At 60.4% G+C, this 227-nt stretch carries 1 pseudogene; it reads right to left on the bottom strand.

Features of this window, described 5'->3' with window-relative positions:
* Positions 1 to 197, bottom strand: a pseudogene (locus GT354_RS16890) (conjugal transfer protein TraA); the annotation flags it as partial.
* Between the last annotated feature and the right edge of the window lie 30 nt (positions 198 to 227).

The raw sequence follows: 227 nt of genomic DNA, 5'->3' as shown, positions 1-227 counted from the left end.
TTGCCGCGGATCTTGTCCTTGTCCCCGAGATCTTCCAAATGAATGGACTGCGCGGCCAGGCGGATGCCCATCCCGAACTTCCTGCCCGTGCTCTGGAATTTGGCGACCAACCCGACGACGGCGGTCTTGAATTCCTTCCGGACGTCCGCGTCCGACGCCAAGATCAGGTTCAACTCGTCCAAGGTCAAGTTGACCAAGGGCCACGGGTCGTTGATCGCGAACCCGGA

Source organism: Streptomyces sp. SID3343 (genome assembly GCF_009865215.1).
Taxonomy (GTDB): Bacteria; Actinomycetota; Actinomycetes; order Streptomycetales; family Streptomycetaceae; genus Embleya.
This window is presented reverse-complemented; position numbering and strand designations above follow the sequence as displayed.